The following is a 14,570-nucleotide window of genomic DNA, read 5'->3' as shown; positions in this document are numbered from 1 at the left end:
GCCTCGCGTTCACCGCGAGGCACCGGGCGCCGTCGTGCCGGAGTCGTGCCGGGTCAGACCGCGCTGCCGGCGACCCACTGGGTCCACGACATGTTCCAGCCGTTGAGCCCGTTGTCCGGCTTGATGGTCTTGTCCGGGGAGTTGATCACCGTGACGACGTCGCCGATCTGCGAGTTGTTGAAGAACCACGCGCCGTCGGTGGACGCGTCCTTGGCGCCCTTGACGTCCTTCAGACCGATGCAGCCGTGGCTGGTGTTGGTCTTGCCGAAGATGCCCTTGCCCCAGTAGTTGCCGTGGATGAAGGTGCCGGAGTTCGACAGCCGCATGGCGTGCGGGACGTCGGGGATGTCGTACTCGCCCTTGCCGTCGTTGTTGGTGAAGCCGACGGTGGAGCCGTCCATCCGGGTCTGCTGGAACTTCTCGGAGATGACCATCTGACCGTTGTAGGTCGGGTGGTCGTCGCTGCCCGAGGAAATCGGGATGGTCTTGATCGTCTTGCCGTCGCGCACCACGGTCATCAGGTGGGTCTTGGTGTTCACGGTGCTGACCTGGGAGTGACCGACGGTGAAGCGGACGGTCTTGTTCTGGATGCCCTGCACGCCCGGCGACGCCTCGACGCCGTCCAGGGCGAGCTTCAGGGTGACCTGGGAGTTCGGCTTCCAGTAGCCCTGGGGGCGGAAGTCCAGCCGCTTGTTGCCGAACCAGTGTCCGACGACCTGCTGGTTGCTGCTGGAGGCGACCTTGATCGCGGACTGGACGGCCTGGCGGTTCTTGACCGGCTTGTCGAAGTTGATCGACACCGGCATGCCGACGCCGACCGTCGAGCCGTCCTCGGGGGTGAAGCTGCCGAGGAAGCTGTTGGTCGGGGAGACCGTGGTGAAGGTGGAGTTCTCCACCGCGGTGCGGCCCTGGGCGTCCACGCCGTGCGCGGTGATCTTGTAGGTGGTCGCGCGGGACAGTGCCTGCCGGGGCTTCCAGGAGGTGCCGTCGGCGGACAGGGTGCCCTTGACGGTCTTCTGCTGGGTCTGCTGGGTCTGGTGCGCGGCGACCGTGGTCATGGTGACGTCGGTGAGCTTGCCGCCGCTGGCGGTCACCCCGACGTCGTTGAGGCCGGTGTCCGTCGAGCCGTCCCTCGGCGAGATGGTGATCTTCGCCTGTGAGGCGTCCTGGGCCGCCGCCTCGTCCACCTGCTGGGTGCTCTCGTGCTGGGTGCCCTCCTGGCGTCCGGTGTTCGCACCGCCGCCGTGACCGGTGGCACTGCTGGCACCACACGCGGCGACCGTGAGAACGCCCCCGAGCAGCGCGGCACTGGCTATGAGGCCCTTGCGGCGCTTGCGGTCCGTCATCACACGCTTCTCCATTGCTACCGATTGTGGGAAAAATCCCCGAGCGAGCCGCCAACTGAACGCAGGCATATCTGGACGCAGGCATTCCGGCCGACTTCATTGGTACGCCTTATCCCTTTCATCCGCTTCATTCCTGGCGGAATTGTGGGGAAGGACACGCAATGGCACCAAAACGCCCATCGGCCAAATAATGATGCAGATCACGCATATGGCTGCGGAGTGCTGCATGACGTACGGCTTACGTCATGACGGGTGGCGAACGGCCTGAATCCGGCCGCCCGGCGGGCGTCGCGGCCTTTTCCCCGCGTCGTCCGAGAAAGCGACCCGGCTGCATAAACGACCCGGCGTCGTAGACGTATCGGCCCCCGTGCGGCACTGATCCGCACGGGGGCCTCGATGGGGGTGAGTGGGGGCGACGGGACCGCGGTCAGCCCTCCTCGGCCGCGTCGTCCGCCAGGTCCCACTCCGCCGCGTCCCACTCGGCGTCCGGGTCGTAGTCGGTCATCTCCTCGCTGCTCCAGGACGCCTGGGCGAGTTCGGTGCCGGGTACCTCGGCGACCAGGTCGAAGGGGTCGATGAGGTGGGCCAGTGCCTCCGCCGGATCATCTCTGACCGTTTCCAGGGACTGCCTGCGTTCGTCGTCGGGGAGCGCGGGGTCGCCGTTGATACGGCCGACGGCGGCGCCGGTCAGCTCGTCGGCGTCGGTGACCTCCATGACCAGTTCGACGTGAAGCCGTACAAAGCGTGATGTCTCGCCATTGCTCATGGACGGAGGGTAAGCACCTCCGGGTCCCGACTACCGCGCGACCCGCGGCGGTCACTAACATCTGCGGTCAACGGCCAATTCGCCGAACCCACAAGGGGGATAGCTTTCGTGACCGCACGACGACCACTACTGACCGCCGCTGCCGCGGGATCGGTGCTGTTCGCCCTGTGGTTCGTGCCCTCCGCGAATGCGATCGTGGGAGAGGGCGGAGCGCCGCATTCCGGCCTCGGGGCGGATTCCGCACCGGTCAGTCCGGGGCGGGCGAATGTGTCGGACGCGGCCCACACCGACGGTCACGCCGGCGGCCCGGCCGCCGAAAAGCACAACTCCGGTGCGCGCGGCTCCGACAGCGGTTCCACCACGACCCGGCCCGGCGGCGATCCGGCCGAGGGCAGCGGGGCGACCCACTACCTCGCCGACACCGGCAGCCTGGACACCACGCCCTACGTGGTCGGCGGCGCGGCCTGCCTCGCGCTCGGCGCCGCACTGGTCGGCTACTCCGTACGCCGCACCCGCGACGAGACCGCCTGAGCCCGGGACGCACCCGCGACGGGGACGGCGGGCCGGGCGTCGAACAGCGCCGGCCGCCACCGATACGGGGCGGCCGGCGCCGATTGACGAGGCGTCAGGCCAGTTCGCCGGTGACCGACTCCGCCGCCGCCACCAACTTCCCGTCCCGGACGAAGGCGTACGCCGCCTCCAGGTCCGGCGCCAGGAAGCGGTCCTCGCCCGGGCCCTGGACGCCCGAGGCGCGCAGGGCGTCCAGCACCGCGCGGGTCGCCGGGGCCGGCGTCAGGCCCTCGCGCAGTTCGACGGCGCGGGTCGCGGCGTAGAGCTCGACGGCGACGACCCGGGTGAGGTTGTCCACCGCGGTGCGCAGCTTGCGCGCCGCCGACCAGCCCATCGAGACGTGGTCCTCCTGCATGGCGGAGGACGGGATGGAGTCCACCGATGCCGGGGCGGCCAGCCGCTTCAGCTCGCTGACCAGCGCGGCCTGGGTGTACTGGGCGATCATCAGGCCGGAGTCGACGCCCGGGTCCCCGGCGAGGAAGGCGGGCAGCCCGTGCGAACGGTTCTTGTCCAGGAGGCGGTCGGTGCGACGCTCGGCGATCGAGCCCAGGTCGGCCGCGGCGATGGCCAGGAAGTCCAGGGCGTAGGCGACCGGCGCGCCGTGGAAGTTGCCGTTGGACTCCACCCGGCCGTCGGGCAGTACGACGGGGTTGTCGACGGCGGCGGCCAGCTCCCGCTCGGCGACCAGGCGGGCGTGCGCGAGGGTGTCCCGGCCGGCGCCGGCGACCTGTGGGGCGCAGCGGATGGAGTAGGCGTCCTGGACGCGCGGGGCGTCGTCCTGGTGGTGGCCGGTGAAGCCGGAACCGGCCAGGAACGCCAGCATGTTGGCGGCCGACGCGGCCTGGCCCGGGTGCGGCCGGATGGCGTGCAGCTCGGGTGCGAGGACCTTGTCGGTGCCGAGCAGCGCCTCCATGGAGAGCGCGGCGGTGATGTCCGCGGAGGTGAACAGCCGGGCCAGGTCGGCGCAGGCCATCACCAGCATGCCGAGCATGCCGTCGGTGCCGTTGAGGAGCGCCAGCCCCTCCTTCTCGCGCAGCTCGACGGGCTCGATGCCGTGCGCGGCCAGCAGCTCGCCGGACGGCCGGACGACGCCGTCGGGGCCCTCCGCCTCGCCCTCGCCCATCAGCGTCAGCGCGCAGTGCGAGAGCGGCGCCAGGTCGCCGGAGCAGCCGAGCGAGCCGTACTCGTGGACGACCGGGGTGATGCCGGCGTTCAGGAGGGCGGCCATGGTCTCGACGACCAGCGGGCGGACCCCGGTGTGCCCGGAGGCGAGGGTCTTCAGCCGCAGGAACATCAGGGCGCGGACCACCTCGCGCTCGACCCGCGGGCCCATACCGGCCGCGTGCGAACGCACGATGTTGCGCTGGAGCTGGGCGCGCAGCTCGGGACTGATGTGGCGTACGGCGAGGGCGCCGAAGCCGGTGGAGACGCCGTAGACCGGGTCCGGTTTGGCGGCGAGCTCGTCGATGAAGGCGCGGGCGGTGGCAACGGCCGCGCGGGCCTCCTCGGACAGCTCGATCCGGGCCGCGCCGCGGGCCACCGCGATGACGTCCTGTGCGGTGGTGCCGGACGTCCTCAGCACCACAGTGTGCATATCCATATTCAGGCACCCTAGAGACTGAATCGCCAGATGTCACCACCGGATTTCGGGATCACCCCTTACCGATCGTCACCGCCTCCGCTACCGATCATCGCCCGAGCCGGCCGCACCCGGCACCCGGCGCCCGTGCTCACCTCCGGAACTTCCGCCGCTCCGGCCCCGGCGGCGGCTCCGGCTCATCCGCCAACCGCACGACCGGATCGTCCGCACCACCGTGCCGCCCGGCCACCACCGGTTCGCCCGACTTCGCCGCCTTGGCCCGGTACTGGGCGGCGTCCGCCAGCCGGAACAGCCGCCGGGCGCTGTGCACCGGGCCGATCGGATCGCCGGTCGAGGCCACCCCCACCGCGACCCCCTCGCCGAGGTCCAGCTCCGCGGCCCGCCCACACAGCTCACCGGCCACCTTGACCACCTCGTCGGACACCGGGCCGACCGCCAGCAGACAGAACTCGTCCCCGCCCAACCGCGCCGCGAGCGTCCCCGGCAGCATCGCGCCGCACAGCGAAAGCACCGACCCGAAGCGCTCCAGCAGTCGGTCGCCGACCGCGTGCCCGCGCGAGTCGTTCACCTGCTTCAGCCCGTTCAGATCGCACACCACCAGGCTGACCACCGCCCCGTCGGCACGGTGCTGCTCCAGCGCCTCGTCCAGCCGCATATCGACGGCCCGGCGGTTGGCCAGACCGGTCAGCGCATCGGTGAACGCCAGCCGACGGGCCTGGGCCAGCCGCTCGGTCTGGGCGATCCCGGCGGCCGTGACCGCGGCGAGCACGGTCGCGAAATCGGCGTCCGCCCGCCCGAACACCGGCTCCCCGGGCCGCCGCGCCACATACAGCTCGCCCCACGCCCGGCCGTGCAGCACCAGCGGCGCCACCACACAGCAACCCCGCCCCCGCCGCCGCAGCGCGGCCACCCGCCCCCGGCGGCCGGGCGGCACCTCCGGGCCGTCGGAAGGTTCGCCGCCCGGCTCCCCCTCCGCCACGTCCACCCAGGCGCTCGGCGCCCCGCCGCCCGCCCACTGCTCGTGCAGGAACCCGACGATCTCCGAGAACTCGTGCACCGGATACGCCTCGTCGTCCGGGAACTCCCGCTCCCCCGGGGCGAGTTCGCCGACGTTCACCAGTACCCGCAGCTGCCCCCGCTCGCGCTCCCACTTGGAGATCGCCGCGAACGAGCCCCCCAACGCCTTCCGCACCCCCTGCGCCGCGGCCCGGGCCGAGTCGCGCAGCGCCGGCGCGGCCGCCATCGCCTGCGCCAGCTCCACTACGGCCCGCAGCCTCGCGTCACCCTCGCCCGTCACCGGATCCTCACATTCCGTAGCCGTGCGCACGCTCCGTATTACAGCGTAGGAATGATGGGCCCAATGTGCCCCTTCCGCCGGTCGACCACCACCGGAAGGAGCGGATGGGGCGGTCACTCCCCCGGCCAGTCCGGGTCCCGCTTCTCGTTGAACGCCGCGACCCCCTCGGCCCGGTCCCCGGAGAACGCCACGCTCCGCCACGCACCGTCCTCAAGATCCAGTCCGGCCCGGAGGTCCAACCCCTGCCCGAGCCGCATGGCGCGCTTGGCCGCGCGCAGCCCGACCGGCGAATTGCGGGCGATCGCGGCGGCCAGCGCCAGCGCCTCCGCCCGGTCCTGCCCGTCCGCCACGACCCGGTCCACCAACCCCAGCTCGCCCGCCTCGGCCGCCGGCACCCGGCGCGCGGTGAACACCAACTCGGCGGCCCGCGCCGCCCCCACCCGGCGCGGCAGCAGCTGCGTGCCGCCCCCGCCGGGAATGACGCCCACCGACACCTCCGGCAGCCCGACCACCGCGGTCCCGTCCGCGACGATCAGATCGCAGGCCAGCGCCAACTCGTAGCCGCCACCGAGCGCGAAACCGTGCACGGCGGCGACGGTCGGCATCGGCAACTCCAGCACACCGGTGTACGCGGCCCGGGTGCGCGGCCGCTGCCGCATCAGATCCGCATCGGTGAAGGAGTTCCGCTCCTTGAGGTCGGCGCCCACGCAGAACGCCCGCTCATGGGTGGAGGTGAGCACCACCGCCCGCACGGAGCGGTCGGCGGCCAGCGCGGCACACGCCTCCGCCAGCGCGTCGGCCATCTCCGTCGACACCGCGTTCATCGCCTTCGGCCGGTCCAGGACCAGCTCCGCCACGAAGCCGTGGCGCGCCACGCCGACCCATTCCTGTGCACCGAACCGCTGCATGCCGCCCTCCCGATCGCCGGTTAACGCTCGTTGACCTGACGACGAGGATCATGTCAGCTCAACGACGATTCCGGCAGGGCCACCGCGGCCGCACCCGCCTCACCTGCGGCGGGTCAACATCCACGGCTCGACGACGCCCAGCCCGCGCACCGGCCGCTGCCACATCGGCTGCAACGCGAAGCGGTACGGGGGCGGCGGGCTACCGGTGCCCTCCTGGGCGGCCTTCTCCGCGGCCGCGGCGTCCGCCTCGGAGACCGGTGCGTCGCCGGTACGCCCCAGCTCCACCGCGAACGCCTCGTCCACCAGCACGGTGTCCTTCGGCGCTATCGAGGTCAGCCGGCTGGCCAGATTGACCGTCGTCCCGAAGACATCGCCCATCCGGGTCGTGACCGTGCCGAACGCGATGCCGACCCGCAGCTCGGGCATCGTCTCGTCGTGGCCCATGGTCTCGATCAGCCGCAGCCCGATCTCGGCCGCGATGCCCGCGTCGTCCGCCGAGAAGAGCACCTCGTCGCCCAGCGTCTTGATGAGCCGGCCGCCGTGCGCGGCGACCAGGTCGGCGGCGGTGGTCTCGAACGCCTCGACCAGCTCGCCCAGTTCCTCCTCCTCCAGCCGCCGCGTCAGCCGGGTGAACCCGACCAGGTCGGCGAACCCGACGGCCAGCCGCCGGTCCACCATCTCCACGTCGTCCTGCGCCTGGACAACCCGCCCGGTGGCCGCGGCGAGCTGCCGCCGCCAGACGTAGACCAGGAACTCCTCCAGCTCCGGGAGCAGCAGCTCGACCAGCGGATAGGTGATCTCCGTACGGGTCAGGCCGGAGTCCTGGGGCTCGGTCAGCCCCTCCAGGAAGGAGTCGATCTGCCAGTCGGCGAGCCGGGCCGTGGTCTGACCGGTGGAACGGGCGACCTGCACGGCCATCGCCTCGCTCAGCAGCCCCGCCTCGACGAGGCCGGCGAGGCGGCGCAGGGCCAGCACGTCGGCCTCGGTCAGGGCCTTGACCTGGCCGATGTCCGCAAAGCCCATGGCCCGCCAGAAGCGGGCCGCGAGATCCATGGAGACGCCGGCGCTGCGGGCCGCCTGGAACGGTGTGTAGCGGCGGTCGGCACCGAGGATGAGCTGTTCGAGCTTGACGGCGATGTTGTTCTCGCCGTTCTCCCCGCCGCTCTCGTTGCCGCCGTCGCTCTCGTCGCCGCCGTCGCTCTCGCCGTCGTCGTTGCTCTCGCCGCTGGCCTTGTTCTCGCCGCTGCCGTCGGAGTGCTCGTTGCCGCGCTCGACGCTGCCGCCGTCTGCCCCCTCGGGGCCGCCGTCGCTCCTTGCGGGGTCGCCGGTGGGCTCGCCCGCAGGCGCCTCGCCCACCGCCTCACCCTCGGCGTCCGCGCCGCGCGGGGTGGCCCCCGGCTCGTCGACGGTCACCGACCGCTCCCTGTCCGTTCCCTGCGCACGGCCCTTCCGATCTTGCTGCTCGCCCATGATCCGCTGCCTGCCGACGGACCGCCTCAACGATACGGCAGGTGTGCTCTGCCTCACGTAGTCGCTGCGCTCGGCTCGTGGCCCGCGGTGGGGTTCCGGTCGGTGGCGCATGCCGCCGGGCCCGGCCGGCGGGTGGGTCCGGCGGAAGGGCTCCCGCCGGAACCGCAACGGGTGAGGCGCGACTACGACGCCGGTCGGAGGTGGACGATGTCGCCCGCGTCCACCGCCTGTTGGGTGCCGTCCGGGGTGGCCAGGACGAGGCGGCCGTCGGCGTCGAGGGCGACCGCTTCGCCCTCGATGGAGCGGTCGCCCGGGAGGTCCGCCCGCACGTTCCGCCCCAGGGTGGCGCAGCCCGCCGCGTACGCCTCCTGGAGGCGGCAGGTGGCCGGGTCGCCGTTGGTCGCCTGCCAGGCGCCGTACCAGTCCTCCAGCGAGCGGAGCACGGCCCGTAGCAGGGGGTCCCGGTCGGTGTGCTCGGCGCCGGCGAGGGCGAGGGAGCCGGCGGTGGTGACGGGGAGTTCGTCGGCGGTGAGCGAGACGTTGAGGCCGATGCCGACGACGACGCCGTCACCGGCGCGTTCGGCGAGGATGCCGCCCGTCTTGCGTTCGTCGCCGTCGACCGTGACCAGCAGGTCGTTGGGCCACTTGAGTGCGGTGTCGACGCCGGCGAAGCGGGCGATCGCGGCGGCCGTGGCCACCCCGGTGAGGAGCGGGAGCCAGCCCCAGCGGGCGGGCGGCACGGTCGGCGTGAGGTAGACGGAGAAGAAGAGGCCGGAGCGCGGCGGCGCCGACCAGCGGCGGTCCAGGCGGCCGCGGCCGGCGGACTGTTCCTCGGCGACGAGGACGGTCCCCTCGCGCAGGCCGCCGGCGGCCGCGCGCTCGGCGAGGTCGGTGTTGGTGGAGCCGGTGGCGGGGACGACGTCCAGTGCGGACCAGAGCGAGTCGGGTCGGATCAGGGCCCGGCGCAGCGCGTTGGCATTCAACGGCGGGCGGCTCAGATCACTCCAGCGACCGGCGTCTTTGTCCCGGTTTTCCGGTGGTTGAGGCGTCATGGCCCCAGCCTAGGTGTGGTCAACGACGCAGTGCCGGAGAGCAGTCCCGCCGATACGCTACGAGTCGGTAGCCACACCCGTACTCCCCTCCGTACGAGTGCCAGTCCAGGACGAGCAGGAGCCGCATCCCGATGTCCGAACCGGAAGCAAACATCCACACCACCGCGGGCAAATTGGCGGATCTACAGCGACGGGTCGAGGAAGCCACTCATGCCGGCTCCGCCCGTGCGGTGGAAAAGCAGCACGCCAAAGGGAAGTTGACGGCGCGTGAGCGTATCGATCTCCTTTTGGACGAGGGCTCGTTCGTCGAGCTCGACGAGTTCGCCCGGCACCGGTCGACGAATTTCGGGATCGAGAAGAACCGGCCCTACGGAGATGGCGTCGTCACGGGCTACGGGACCGTCGACGGCCGTCCGGTGTGCGTGTACTCGCAGGACTTCACGATCTTCGGCGGGTCGCTCGGCGAGGTCTACGGCGAGAAGATCGTCAAGGTGATGGACTTCGCGCTGAAGAACGGCTGCCCGGTCATCGGGATCAATGACGGCGGCGGTGCCCGGATTCAGGAGGGGGTGGCCGCACTCGGGCTGTTCGCGGAGATTTTCCGGCGCAATGTGCATGCGTCGGGAGTGGTGCCGCAGATTTCCCTGATCGTGGGTCCGTGCGCGGGCGGCGCGGTGTATTCGCCGGCCATAACGGATTTCACGGTGATGGTCGACCAGACGTCACACATGTTCATCACCGGACCGGACGTCATCAAGACGGTGACGGGCGAGGACGTCGGCTTCGAGGAGCTGGGCGGGGCCCGTACGCACAACACGACCTCGGGCGTGGCGCACCACATGGCGGGTGACGAGAAGGACGCCATCGAGTACGTCAAGGGGCTGCTGTCCTACCTGCCGTCCAACAACCTCTCGGATCCGCCGGCCTTCCCGGAGGAGGCGGACCTGACGGTCTCCGACGCGGACCACGAGCTGGACGTGCTGATCCCGGACTCGGCCAACCAGCCGTACGACATGCACACGGCGATCGAGCATGTGCTGGACGACGGCGAATTCCTGGAGACCCAGGCGCTGTTCGCGCCGAACATGCTCACCGGGTTCGGACGGGTCGAGGGGCATCCGGTCGGCGTGGTGGCCAATCAGCCGATGCAGTTCGCCGGGTGTCTGGACATCAACGCGAGCGAGAAGGCCGCGCGGTTCGTGCGCACCTGCGACGCGTTCAACGTCCCGGTGTTGACGTTCGTCGACGTCCCGGGCTTCCTGCCGGGGACGGACCAGGAGTACGACGGGATCATCCGGCGCGGCGCCAAGCTGATCTACGCCTATGCGGAGGCGACGGTTCCGCTGATCACGGTGATCACCCGGAAGGCGTTCGGCGGGGCGTACGACGTCATGGGTTCCAAGCACCTGGGTGCGGATCTGAACCTCGCGTGGCCGACCGCGCAGATCGCGGTGATGGGCGCGCAGGGCGCGGTGAACATCCTGCACCGCCGGACGCTGGCCGCGATCGAGGACCCGGCCCAGCAGGAGTCCCGGCGCCAGGAGCTGATCCAGGAGTACGAGGACGCCCTGCTGAATCCTTACGTCGCGGCCGAGCGGGGCTATGTCGACGCGGTGATCATGCCGTCCGAGACCCGGCGGCACATCGTCCGCGGACTGCGCACGCTGCGCAACAAGCGGGAGGCGCTGCCGCCGAAGAAGCACGGCAACATCCCGCTGTAGTCCCCGCCGTAGGAGGTCGGTCGACGATGATCAAGGTCGTACGGGGCAATCCCACCCCTGAGGAGTTGGCCGCCGCACTGGCGGTGGTGCAGGCCCGGGCGGCGGCGGTGGCCGCCGGTGCCGCCCCGAAGGAGGGTGGGCACGGTAGCGAGTGGTCGGATCCGGCGGCGACGGTTCCGGCCCGGTCCCGGCTGCCCCATCCGGGACCGCGGGCCTGGCGGACCAGCTTCTGGCCGCGGTGACCTGGCGAAATCCGGTCGGTGCATAGTGCACTGACTAGTCCTTCGTGGTGCGGCGCCTGAGTACGCGTACTCAGGCGCCGTTGCCGTGGGGGACGGGAGGATCGACGCCATGCTGTGGTCCGATCCGCCCGATGAACCGCCCGAGGAGCTGCACGAGGTGCAGGCGAAGCTCCGTCGGATGGGCTTCGTGCTCGCCACGGCGATCATGGTGGGGACCCTGGTACTCCTGGTGAGGTGACGCCCCTTCCGGGGGCTCCGGTTCCCGGAACCCGGATGGGATGCGGCGCCCCCTCGCCCCTCCACCCCCTCACCCCGGGAACCTCTTCCACCCCCCGCAACTTCACCCCCTGCAACCGCAGGGCCCTAAATTGCATCTTTCTCTCTCGACAGTGCAATTCGGGCATGCGGCGGTGCGGTGACCGGCCGGCCGCCTGCCGGGCTGGAGGGGAGACCATGAACAGGCCGCTCAGACACATAGCCGTCTTCTGCGGGGTGTTGGTGCTCGCCCTGCTGGTCCGGGTGACCTGGGTGCAGTTCGTGCAGGCTGATCAGCTCGCGAACGACGACCACAACCGACGGGTCAAGATCGAGGCGTACTCGTACCCGCTCGGCAACATCATCGTGGACGGCAAGCCGGTCACCGGGTCGGTGGAGACCAGCGGCGACTTCAGGTACAAGCGGACCTACACCGACGGTGCGATGTACGCCCCGGTCACCGGATACGCCCGGCAGGCGGCGGGCGAGACCATGCTGGAGGGCGTCTACAAGAAGGTGCTCAGCGGCAAGGACGACCGGCTGTTCTTCAACCGGGCGCGGGGGATGCTGACGGGTGAGAAGCCGCGCGGCGGCGACGTCCTGACGACCATCAGCGAGAAGGCACAGAAGGCCGCGTACAAGGGGCTGACCGATCTGCACGCCAACGGCGCGGTGGTCGCCCTCGACCCGCGGTCCGGCAAGATCCTGGCGATGGCCAGCACGCCGTCGTACGACCCGTCGGCCTTCGCGGGGCTGTCGGACGCGGAGGGCAAGAAGTACCTGGCGCTCGACGCCGACAAGAGCAAGCCGATGAACAACCGGGCGCTGCGCGAGATCTACCCGCCGGGGTCCACCTTCAAGGTGCTCACCGCGGCCGCGGCCCTGGAGCACGGCACCGTCACCGACATCAACGCCTCCTCCGGCGCCCCGGCCCCGTACACCCTTCCGCAGACCCGTACCCAGGTGGGCAACGACGTCGTGGGGGCGCCGTGCGACAAGGCGTCGCTGAAGACCGGTATGCAGTGGTCCTGCAACAACGTCTTCCTGGATGCCGCGCACAAGCTGGGCACGGACAAAATGCGGGAGACCGCGGAGAAATTCGGATTCAACGCGGAGCAGTTCATTCCGGTGCGTTCCGCGGTGAGTGGATATCCGAGCAAGTTGGACCAGCCGCAGACCGCGCTGACCGGTATGGGGCAGGGCAGTGTGACCAGCACGCCGTTGCAGATGGCGATGGTCGCCGCCGGTATCGCCAACAACGGCAAGGTGATGAAGCCGTATCTGGTCGAGGAGTTGCGCGGTCCGGATCTGTCCACGATCGAGAAGTTCGATCCGACGCCGCTGAACCCGAAGGATCCGCAGGCGGTATCGGAGGACACCGCGAAGAAGGTGCAGGAAATGATGGAGTACACCGCTTCGGACGGCACCGCCTCGAAGGCGAAGATCGACGGGGTGACGGTCGGCGGCAAGACCGGTACCGCGCAGCACGGTGCGAATGTGAACGATGAGCGGCCGTACGCCTGGTTCGTCTCCTACGCGAAGTCGCCCGACGGGAGTTCGCCGGTGGCGGTGGCGGTCTTCGTCGATCCGAAGGACATGGACATCCCGCGGTCGGAGATCGCCGGCGGGAAGTTGGGCGGGCCGATCGCGAAGTCGGTGATGGAGGCCGTGCTCAAGAAGTAGGGAATTCCGGGACGCGGAATGCGACGGGCCGGGCGGCCGGGAAAAAGGGGAAATGATCTCCCTTGAGTACCGGGGCCCGGCCCGTTTCCTGTGGGTTTCCTGTGGCGCCGGCTGTGCGTTCGCTGTGACCGCCGGCAATGCTTACGGAGGATTTACTGAGGGCGCCCCTACCTTCGCCTAATGGTCACCATTAATACGTTCCCGGTGCGGCGGCCCGCGCTCCGGCTCCTCGTCGCGGCCACCGGTCTCGGTGTCCTCGCCACCGGCGCCGTCGGCTGCTCCGCCCGGCCCGCGCAGGACTCCCCCGGCGGCCGGTCGAGCAGCGCCGCACGGGCCGCCGCCCCCACTCCCCGCTCGATGGGCCTGCGGGACGCCCCCAACGCCCGCGACCTCGGCGGATACCGGACCGCCGACGGCCACCAGGTCCGCCACGGCGTGGTCTACCGCGCCGACGCCCTGAACCACCTCACCCCCGCCGAGCAGCAGACCCTCACCAGGGACGGCATCACCCAGGACCTCGACTTCCGCTCCCCGGCGGAGGTGGCGACCGCCCGGGACGCACTGCCGGCCGGCGTCCGGCGCACCGCCCTGCCCGTCTACGACCCCGGCGCCGACCTCTCCCGGACCATGGGCACGCTCCTCGCGGGCGGCCCGGCGGCCCAGCAGCAGGCGCTCGGTGCCGGCAAGGCGGTGCGGATGATGGACGCGTACTACGCCTGGCTGGTCAAGGACCCGGCGGCCGGCAAGGCGTTCGGGGCGGCGGCCCGGGCGGTCGCCGACGGCCGGACGCCGGTGCTCTACCACTGCACCCAGGGCAAGGACCGCACGGGCTGGATGAGCGCCGTCCTGCTGACCGCGGCGGGCGTGCCGCGGGCCACCGTCGACCAGGACTACCTGGCGTCCAACCACTACCTCCAGGCATCCAACGACCGTCAGCTGGCGCAGCTCCGGGCGGCCGGCAAGGTCAAGGACCCGGCGCTGCTGGAGCCGGTGCTCGGGGTGCGGGAGAGCTATCTGAACGCGGCGTTCAACGAGGTCACGACCGCGTACGGGTCGTTCGACGGCTATCTGAGAAAGGGGCTCGGGCTGGACCGGGCCACGGAGCAAAAGCTCCGGCAGCGGCTGACCAGCGCGTGAGGGGGGCCTCGTAGATGTCCCCGAAGCTGCACGCCTTCGTCATGGCCGCCCTGTGTGCGGTGCTGGTCCTGCTCGGACTGTGGGCGTGGCGCCCGCTCGTCCGGCGGCGCGGATGGCCGTCCGTGCCGACCCTGCTCTTCCTGGTGACCTGCGGTCTGTGCGTCGGGATCACGCTCCCCGACCAGATCGCGCCGGGCGTCCTCGCGCGGCTGCACGAGTGCGTCGTCGAGGACGGGGCCGGGGTGCGGACGCTGGGTGTGGGCGCCGGGCACCAGGCGGTCAACGTCCTGTTGTGGATCCCGCCGGCGCTCTGCGGGGTGCTGGCGACCCGGCGGGCGCTGCTGGTGCCGCTCGGCATCTCCGCCACCTGGGCCGCCGTCGAACTGTTGCAGACCCTCGACCCGGTGCGGGACTGCCAGCCCGCGGACTGGGCGCACAACACCCTGGGGGCCGCGCTCGGTGCGCTCGCGGGATGGCTGGCGCTGTGGGTCGCCCGGCACCGGGCCCCGGCCCGCTGACCGCC

The 14,570-nt window shown here is 71.1% G+C and carries 14 protein-coding genes; 7 read left to right on the top strand and 7 right to left on the bottom strand.

The window, feature by feature from the left end; translation table 11 throughout:
* Window positions 1-53: 53 nt before the first annotated feature.
* Window positions 54-1,361 carry an Ig-like domain-containing protein gene (locus ACFVT2_RS26245; protein WP_390021823.1) on the bottom strand — a complete coding sequence of 436 codons (1,308 nt, stop codon included), beginning with the start codon at window positions 1,359-1,361 and terminating at the stop codon, window positions 54-56.
* A gap of 412 nt (window positions 1,362-1,773) precedes the next feature.
* The gene (locus ACFVT2_RS26240) at window positions 1,774-2,112 is read right to left on the bottom strand and encodes a hypothetical protein (protein ID WP_390021821.1); all 339 of its coding nucleotides are present in this window, start codon (window positions 2,110-2,112) and stop codon (window positions 1,774-1,776) included.
* 108 nt (window positions 2,113-2,220) lie between these two features.
* Between ACFVT2_RS26240 and ACFVT2_RS26235 the strand changes: the two genes are divergently transcribed.
* Entirely contained in the window at window positions 2,221-2,643 is a 423-nt protein-coding gene (locus ACFVT2_RS26235; RefSeq protein ID WP_390021820.1) for a hypothetical protein, read from the top strand.
* Window positions 2,644-2,737: 94 nt separating this feature from the next.
* Here ACFVT2_RS26235 and hutH read toward each other — a convergent pair whose 3' ends face one another.
* From hutH to ACFVT2_RS26210, 5 genes are all read right to left on the bottom strand, one after another.
* Window positions 2,738-4,282: a histidine ammonia-lyase gene (hutH, locus tag ACFVT2_RS26230; RefSeq protein ID WP_390021819.1), complete on the bottom strand. Its 1,545-nt coding sequence runs from the start codon at window positions 4,280-4,282 to the stop codon at window positions 2,738-2,740.
* Window positions 4,283-4,412: 130 nt separating this feature from the next.
* A complete protein-coding gene (locus ACFVT2_RS26225; protein ID WP_390021831.1) occupies window positions 4,413-5,525 on the bottom strand; it encodes a diguanylate cyclase domain-containing protein in 1,113 nt (370 codons plus the stop codon).
* Window positions 5,526-5,692: 167 nt separating this feature from the next.
* Entirely contained in the window at window positions 5,693-6,487 is a 795-nt protein-coding gene (locus ACFVT2_RS26220; protein WP_390021817.1) for an enoyl-CoA hydratase/isomerase family protein, read from the bottom strand.
* Between the two features lie 99 nt (window positions 6,488-6,586).
* Complete coding sequence (locus ACFVT2_RS26215) at window positions 6,587-7,900, bottom strand: adenylate/guanylate cyclase domain-containing protein (RefSeq protein WP_390021816.1); 1,314 nt, start codon at window positions 7,898-7,900, stop codon at window positions 6,587-6,589.
* A gap of 239 nt (window positions 7,901-8,139) precedes the next feature.
* Window positions 8,140-9,009, bottom strand: a complete 870-nt coding sequence (locus tag ACFVT2_RS26210) for a biotin--[acetyl-CoA-carboxylase] ligase (RefSeq protein ID WP_390021815.1) — start codon at window positions 9,007-9,009, stop codon at window positions 8,140-8,142.
* Window positions 9,010-9,140: 131 nt separating this feature from the next.
* On the opposite strand from ACFVT2_RS26210, the gene ACFVT2_RS26205 reads away from it, so the two are divergent.
* The 6 genes from ACFVT2_RS26205 (at window position 9,141) to ACFVT2_RS26180 (ending at window position 14,565) form a co-directional block, all read left to right on the top strand.
* Window positions 9,141-10,730, top strand: a complete 1,590-nt coding sequence (locus ACFVT2_RS26205; RefSeq protein ID WP_390021813.1) for an acyl-CoA carboxylase subunit beta — start codon at window positions 9,141-9,143, stop codon at window positions 10,728-10,730.
* A 26-nt stretch (window positions 10,731-10,756) separates the two neighbouring features.
* The gene (locus ACFVT2_RS26200; protein ID WP_390021811.1) at window positions 10,757-10,972 is read left to right on the top strand and encodes an acyl-CoA carboxylase epsilon subunit; all 216 of its coding nucleotides are present in this window, start codon (window positions 10,757-10,759) and stop codon (window positions 10,970-10,972) included.
* A 109-nt stretch (window positions 10,973-11,081) separates the two neighbouring features.
* Window positions 11,082-11,210 (top strand): morphogenic membrane protein MmpB, encoded by a 129-nt coding sequence (gene mmpB, locus ACFVT2_RS26195; RefSeq protein WP_257980847.1) that lies wholly within the window; start codon window positions 11,082-11,084, stop codon window positions 11,208-11,210.
* Window positions 11,211-11,425: 215 nt separating this feature from the next.
* Complete coding sequence (locus tag ACFVT2_RS26190; protein WP_390021809.1) at window positions 11,426-12,910, top strand: peptidoglycan D,D-transpeptidase FtsI family protein; 1,485 nt, start codon at window positions 11,426-11,428, stop codon at window positions 12,908-12,910.
* A gap of 180 nt (window positions 12,911-13,090) precedes the next feature.
* Window positions 13,091-14,047: a tyrosine-protein phosphatase gene (locus tag ACFVT2_RS26185; protein ID WP_390021807.1), complete on the top strand. Its 957-nt coding sequence runs from the start codon at window positions 13,091-13,093 to the stop codon at window positions 14,045-14,047.
* 14 nt (window positions 14,048-14,061) lie between these two features.
* Window positions 14,062-14,565 (top strand): hypothetical protein, encoded by a 504-nt coding sequence (locus ACFVT2_RS26180; protein ID WP_390021806.1) that lies wholly within the window; start codon window positions 14,062-14,064, stop codon window positions 14,563-14,565.
* Window positions 14,566-14,570 lie beyond the last annotated feature (5 nt).

Origin of the sequence: Streptomyces sp. NPDC058000 (assembly GCF_042886435.1) — a bacterium.
In the GTDB taxonomy this organism is placed as follows: domain Bacteria; phylum Actinomycetota; class Actinomycetes; order Streptomycetales; family Streptomycetaceae; genus Streptomyces.
Note: the sequence above shows the minus strand (reverse complement) of the source record. Positions and strands in the feature narration are given on the sequence as shown.

Bases quoted from the DNA above. Each gene is read 5' to 3' on its own strand.
- ACFVT2_RS26190 (WP_390021809.1), top strand. From the start codon at position 11,426: ATGAACAGGCCGCTCAGACACATAGCCGTCTTCTGCGGGGTGTTGGTG.
- ACFVT2_RS26245 (WP_390021823.1), bottom strand. From the start codon at position 1,361: ATGGAGAAGCGTGTGATGACGGACCGCAAGCGCCGCAAGGGCCTCATA.
- ACFVT2_RS26225 (WP_390021831.1), bottom strand. From the start codon at position 5,525: ATGGCGGCCGCGCCGGCGCTGCGCGACTCGGCCCGGGCCGCGGCGCAG.
- ACFVT2_RS26205 (WP_390021813.1), top strand. From the start codon at position 9,141: ATGTCCGAACCGGAAGCAAACATCCACACCACCGCGGGCAAATTGGCG.
- ACFVT2_RS26200 (WP_390021811.1), top strand. From the start codon at position 10,757: ATGATCAAGGTCGTACGGGGCAATCCCACCCCTGAGGAGTTGGCCGCC.
- ACFVT2_RS26180 (WP_390021806.1), top strand. From the start codon at position 14,062: ATGTCCCCGAAGCTGCACGCCTTCGTCATGGCCGCCCTGTGTGCGGTG.
- ACFVT2_RS26240 (WP_390021821.1), bottom strand. From the start codon at position 2,112: ATGAGCAATGGCGAGACATCACGCTTTGTACGGCTTCACGTCGAACTG.
- hutH (WP_390021819.1), bottom strand. From the start codon at position 4,282: ATGGATATGCACACTGTGGTGCTGAGGACGTCCGGCACCACCGCACAG.
- mmpB (WP_257980847.1), top strand. From the start codon at position 11,082: ATGCTGTGGTCCGATCCGCCCGATGAACCGCCCGAGGAGCTGCACGAG.
- ACFVT2_RS26185 (WP_390021807.1), top strand. From the start codon at position 13,091: ATGGTCACCATTAATACGTTCCCGGTGCGGCGGCCCGCGCTCCGGCTC.
- ACFVT2_RS26220 (WP_390021817.1), bottom strand. From the start codon at position 6,487: ATGCAGCGGTTCGGTGCACAGGAATGGGTCGGCGTGGCGCGCCACGGC.
- ACFVT2_RS26210 (WP_390021815.1), bottom strand. From the start codon at position 9,009: ATGACGCCTCAACCACCGGAAAACCGGGACAAAGACGCCGGTCGCTGG.